Annotated in this window: 5 protein-coding genes and 1 pseudogene; 2 read left to right on the forward strand and 4 right to left on the reverse strand. The window is 31.6% G+C overall.

Translation table 11 applies throughout. The features are described 5' to 3' along the window. Positions 1 to 117 precede the first annotated feature (117 nt). Together V5784_RS03245 and V5784_RS03250 are read left to right on the forward strand one after the other, a co-directional pair. Positions 118 to 303 carry a hypothetical protein gene (locus V5784_RS03245; RefSeq protein ID WP_336887616.1) on the forward strand — a complete coding sequence of 62 codons (186 nt, stop codon included), beginning with the start codon at positions 118 to 120 and terminating at the stop codon, positions 301 to 303. Continuing rightward, the gene (locus V5784_RS03250) at positions 296 to 571 is read left to right on the forward strand and encodes an EAL domain-containing protein (RefSeq protein ID WP_336887617.1); all 276 of its coding nucleotides are present in this window, start codon (positions 296 to 298) and stop codon (positions 569 to 571) included. Before V5784_RS03245 ends, V5784_RS03250 begins: the two co-directional genes overlap by 8 nt. Before the next feature lie 148 nt (positions 572 to 719). On the opposite strand, the gene megL is transcribed toward V5784_RS03250, so the two are convergent. From megL to V5784_RS03270, 4 genes and pseudogenes are all read right to left on the reverse strand, one after another. Further along, positions 720 to 1,910 carry a methionine gamma-lyase gene (gene megL / locus V5784_RS03255; RefSeq protein ID WP_336887618.1) on the reverse strand — a complete coding sequence of 397 codons (1,191 nt, stop codon included), beginning with the start codon at positions 1,908 to 1,910 and terminating at the stop codon, positions 720 to 722. A 263-nt stretch (positions 1,911 to 2,173) separates the two neighbouring features. After that, positions 2,174 to 3,432 (reverse strand): annotated as a pseudogene (locus V5784_RS03260) (Na+/H+ antiporter NhaC family protein); the annotation flags it as partial. An 89-nt stretch (positions 3,433 to 3,521) separates the two neighbouring features. Next, positions 3,522 to 3,926, reverse strand: coding sequence for a PhnA protein (locus V5784_RS03265; protein WP_336887619.1), 405 nt, complete (start codon positions 3,924 to 3,926; stop codon positions 3,522 to 3,524). A gap of 2 nt (positions 3,927 to 3,928) precedes the next feature. Continuing rightward, positions 3,929 to 5,068 carry an MFS transporter gene (locus V5784_RS03270; protein WP_336887620.1) on the reverse strand — a complete coding sequence of 380 codons (1,140 nt, stop codon included), beginning with the start codon at positions 5,066 to 5,068 and terminating at the stop codon, positions 3,929 to 3,931. Positions 5,069 to 5,653: the final 585 nt, after the last annotated feature.

The raw sequence follows: 5,653 nt of genomic DNA on the forward strand, positions 1-5,653 counted from the left end.
CTAAAATGTTTATATCCTTTTTTCATAAATTAACTCCTTTAATGTTTGTTGTCGTAACTACATTATATCGGTTTTTATGAAAAAAGGTCTTTTTTTATTTCAAGTGGTCGACTTGAAATGATTATACACCAAGTAAAAAAAGTTATTGAAATAGATCCAAATATATATATATCCATTAATATTTCTGGATATCAAATAAAATACAGTAATTTACCTAAAATGATTGCAGATGTTTTGGAACAAGAAAAAATAGATTTAAAACATATAGAACTAGAGTTAACAGAATCTGTCCTACATGGATGATGTCTTAAAGAATACAGAAATTATGTTGAAATTAAAAGATTTAAATATTAAATTAGTAATAGATGATTTTGGAACTGGCTATTCATCCTTAAGTTACCTTAAGAAATTCCCCATAGATAAATTAAAAATAGATAAATCATTTATAGATGGAATTACAAATAATGAAGAGGATAAGGTAATTGTTAAAACAATAATTTCTATGGCACATAATTTAGGTTTTAAAGTCATAGCAGAAGGTGTAGAAACAAAAAACAATTTGATTTTTTAAAAACTTATAAATGCGATGAAGTTCAAGGGTATTATTTTAGTAAACCTGTATCCATAGAAGAAATCCGGGAATATTTAGAAGAAAATACATTTAATTTATAAAGTAAAAGAGGCTCCCCCAGAAGGGTGAAGCCTCTTTTTTATCTATTCTATAATTTTGCTAATCCTTGCTTTAAGTCATCTATAATATCGTTTATACCTTCTAAACCTACAGATATTCTAACTAATCCTTCAGTTATCCCTGCTGCTGCTCTCTCCTCTTCTGTATATGGAGAATGAGTCATAGATGCTGGATGTTGGATCAATGTTTCTGTATCCCCTAAACTTACTGCTAGAGTACATAATTCTAAACTATTTAATAATTTTTTCCCTGCTTCCAATCCACCTTTTACATCAAATGCTATTATTCCACCGAATCCACTCATTTGTTTCTTTGCAAGTTCATGTCCTTCATGAGATTCAAGCCCTGGATAATATACTTTTTCTACCATAGAGTTAGTTTCTAAGAATTTTGCTATCTCCAGTGCATTACTACAGTGTCTTTCCATTCTAAGCTCTAAAGTTTTCATTCCTCTCATCAAAAGAAAAGCATCATTTGGACTAAGCACAGAACCTGTCATATCCTTTACACCTATTAATCTTATTTGAGTTATTGTCTCTAAGTCTCCTGTTACGAATCCTGCTACTACATCTCCATGACCATTTAAATATTTAGTTGCTGAATGTACTACTAAGTCAGCTCCTAATTTTATAGGATTTTGAAGATATGGTGTTGCAAATGTATTGTCTACTACTACTATAGCTCCTTCAGTTTTATGAGCTATTTCGCAGACAGCTGTTATATCCACAATTTTTAGATTAGGATTTGCTGGTGTCTCTAAATAAACTATTCTAGTGTTAGCTTTCATAGATTTTTTTACTGTTTCTAAATCAGAAGTATCGATAAATTCTACATCAATTCCAAATTTAGTTAATCCATGACATAAGAATGCATATGTACACCCATATAAAGTTTTATCTGCTAATACATGATCTCCTGCTTTAAGTAGTGTCCACATAGTAGCAGAGATAGCTCCCATTCCTGAACTAGTTGCAAGAGAAGCTTCTGCTCCTTCTAACAATGCTAATTTTTTCTCTATAACAGTTGATGTAGGATTTCCTAATCTTGAATAAATATATCCTGCTTCTTCTAAAGCAAATCTCTTACCGCCTTGTTCTGCACTATCAAATACAAATGTAGACGTTTGGTATATTGGTGTCGTTAATGTTCCAAATGGATTTTTTTCTGCTCCTCCATGTATAGCCTTTGTTCCGAATCCTTTTTCTTGAATTTCTTTCATTAAAAGCCTCCCCATTTCTTTTTTTCCCTCTCTTTAATACAACTATACACTTTTTATGCCCAATACACAACACTTTATTCTAAAATAACATACATATATATTCCATTATAAATGGTATTTTTTTATTATAATTTTTTCTATTAAAAAACATAATTTTGGGAAAAGATTTATATCCCCTCCACTTCCGCTTCCCATACCCATGGTTTTTTTCTCATAAGGTCATCAGCAAATGGTATATGAACTGAAAGTAGAACAGATGCGAGTAGCAACTGTTGGTACCATAGTAAAGGCAAGACTTCTAACGGTGTCACTTTTCCTCCTGCAAATCCTACCAAAATTAACATTTGAGCTCCATAAGGAATAAATTCCTGAGCTATACAAGAGAAAATATCCAATATGGCAGCACTTTTTCTTGGGTCGACATCATATTTCCTGCAAAGTTTTTTAGCTATAGGACCATTTATAATTATAGCAACGGTATTGTTGGCAACAGCCATATCTGTAAACCCAACCAAGGCTCCTATTCCTAATTGGGCAGTTTTTGGTCCTTTAATACTTCTTTGTATTTTTTCAAGGAGCCACTGAATCCCTCCGGCTTTGGTAACCATAGCAGCTAAACCACCTGTAAGAAATGAAAGTAGAAAAATTTCATTCATTCCTATAAACCCATTGTAAATTTCTTTTGAAAAAGTAAGAAGAGTAAAATCTCCATAGATGGCTCCAATGATCCCTGAAAGAGCAACCCCCCCAGTTAGAACAATGAAGACATTCATTACGATCAAAGAAAATACCAATACAAAGACATAAGGCAAAATTTTAATTAGATTAAAATCATAGTTTTGAACCTCAGGTAAAATTTCAGGTCTGCCAAAAATAACCAAAAGGATAACAGTAATGATCGCCGCAGGAGCAGTAATCAAAATATTAACTCTGAACTTATCTTTCATTTCTACACCCTGCGTTCTGGTAGCTGCAATTGTGGTATCTGAAATTATTGAAAGATTATCTCCAAACATAGCTCCACCCATAACAGCAGAAAGTACTAGGGGAAGAGATAGTCCACCTTTTTCAGTCAGTCCTACAGCAATAGGAGCGATGGCAACAATGGCACCGACAGAAGTCCCTGTAGCCATAGAAATAAATCCAGCGATAATAAACAATCCTGCAGCGATATATTGTGCAGGAATATAGGTAAGCTCTAAGTTAACTGTAGAATCTACTCCTCCCATGGCCTTAGATACTGCGGCAAAAGCTCCGGCAAGTAAATATATTATACACATGATTCTAATATCCTCGTGGCCACATCCCTTGACAAAAGTGCTAAATTTTCATTGATCGTGCCTTTAAAAAGAATAAAGGCAGTGATAATTCCAGCAAAAGCTGCTATAGGAGCAGGCATTTGATAAAATGCTAATTCTACCCCTTGGGATTGAAGGATCAATCCACTTCCTAAATAAATTCCAATAAAAATAAAAAATGGTACCAATCCCCTAAAACTTCCCTTAATATTTTCTTCTTTCACTTTTTCCCCCTAATAATTTTTAATAAACAATAGATAAAGTACTAAGCAAAGAAAAAAGAGCAAAATTTAAGTCCTGCTCCTCTGTGTTTTTATTTCTTGCTTATCTTCTCCACTAATTCTACTAACTCCTCATCCATATAGACCATGTCTAATAGATCATCTATCCATGAATATTTTCCTTCGATTTGTTTTATAAGATCTATTGCCGTAGCTTTTACTATATTTTCCTCACTCCAAATGGCATGATTTAAAAACCTCAAGTCATTTTCATTAGCTTTTTTTAATCTGTCTATCGTATTCATACAAGTATCACAGATATGGATACACCTATCAAAATCAGGCTCTACCTCTATTTTTCCTACTTCAAATATATTTAATTTCTGACCTGTTTCACCACATAACTCACATGTAGATTTTGATCTTCTTACCAATGTTTTTCCAAACAATGATACCTTGTTTTTTCTACCCTTTGCCACGTCATATCCTCTTGCCATAACTATACTCTCCTTTTTATTCTATTTTTTTTATTCTTTATTTTTTTCTCTGATAACATCAATACCAAGGATACGAATGCCAGTATTGTAAAAAATCCATAGATATAAACTGCTCCATACTGTTCTATAATTACTCCTGAAATATATTGAACAAACATTCCTCCCAAGGAACCTGCTGCCATAAATATTGTTATTGCTGTTCCTAGAGTATTTTTTTCTACAATACTTCGAATAAATAAATTTGCTCCTGCAAAAAATAATCCTACAGATGCTCCCTGAGATAAAAAAGTTACTGCTATCACAGAAGGTTTGGAAAAGAAAAAGTATACTCCCCATCTGATAGTTATGCATAATATTGCTAAAGTAACCACAAATTCTACCCCTTTTTTATTTATTATTCTTGTAGAAATCCCCATAAAAGGTACTTCACTAAGAGTCATCAAGAAAATTGTTGTTCCCAGTAATGCCATGGAACCACCGATCTCTTTAAAATAAACAGCAAAATAACTATTGTGCCCATTATTTGTCCCTAAAAATAACATAGAAACAATTACAAAAACAATATATTTTTTATTTGTTAAAAGTTTTTTTATGTCTACCTTTTGATGGTCAGCATGTAAATTATTAATTTTTACAGGTATTTTTAAAATAATTATCCCTGTTATAATTGAAACAACTGCTGCTAAATATAAAAATGAAGAAGAGCCAAATGTTTCTATAACTTTTCCTGAAACTAAAGCTCCTACAGCAAATCCAATAGAACCCCACAACCTTATCTTTCCAAATGCATAATCAGTCGATAAAGATACTATATCCATGAGAGACATCTCACAAAAAACTACTATTGCATATATAGAATACAAGGTTAATATTCCTATAAATGAATTCATATAATTCATCAGTAACAAAGTAATAAAAAGAATTCCGGTTATTATAATCAATATTTCTTTAGATTTTTTTGTTTTATCATTTATATATCCTAAAACTGGCTGAAAAACCATGGCTGAAAACGATCCTATAGCAAAAATCATCCCTGACTGTTCCCCTGATATATTAATAGCACTAAAAAATTGGGAGAAATATATCATACTAGCTCCTAAAGTAAAGTAGAATGAAAAATAAAATAACATGTAGATTAACACTCGTTTCCTCCTTGATTTTTTTCTATATTTTAATTTATCTTTCTTATAATTATATCATAGAATCTATTAAAATCAGCAATTCAACCCCAGTTTAAATTAAAATTAATGGCTGAAGTTGGTACAAGCATAAGGAAAGCCAAGAGTACAGAAGGGAAAATATGGTTCGACTATTAACAGATAGCAAGATGATAAGGTGTTTTAAAAGGTAGAAATCATACATTACTGCTGAAGCATAACGACAATAAACTTCGAATTGAAGTTCAAAAGACTTCTGTTCTGTAGTGGTAGAATGTTTAAAAATTTGTGATACATTTAATTTTCTTTATTGAATGATAAAGAAAGTTAATACTCGTATACCCTTCGTGTAATTCGTGACAAAGAGAAAAAGCTGAAAGAAGCAATCCTAAATAGAATTGAAAAAATAATAGTCTTAAAACTAAAAGGACACTAGATTTTGGTCTGTCTCATATTTTGTGTAAACCTCCAAATTAGTGTAAACTACAATTACATTAATTTGGAGGTTTTTTTATGAGAAAAAGAAGAAAAGATTTATCCCCTGATGAATTAGCACGAAAAGAGCTAATT

Source organism: Psychrilyobacter sp. (assembly GCF_037132775.1).
Taxonomy (GTDB): Bacteria; Fusobacteriota; Fusobacteriia; order Fusobacteriales; family Fusobacteriaceae; genus Psychrilyobacter.

Coding starts and splice junctions, on each gene's coding strand:
- V5784_RS03250 (WP_336887617.1), top strand. CDS start 296: ATGGATGATGTCTTAAAGAATACAGAAATTATGTTGAAATTAAAAGAT.
- V5784_RS03265 (WP_336887619.1), bottom strand. CDS start 3,926: ATGGCAAGAGGATATGACGTGGCAAAGGGTAGAAAAAACAAGGTATCA.
- megL (WP_336887618.1), bottom strand. CDS start 1,910: ATGAAAGAAATTCAAGAAAAAGGATTCGGAACAAAGGCTATACATGGA.
- V5784_RS03245 (WP_336887616.1), top strand. CDS start 118: ATGATTATACACCAAGTAAAAAAAGTTATTGAAATAGATCCAAATATA.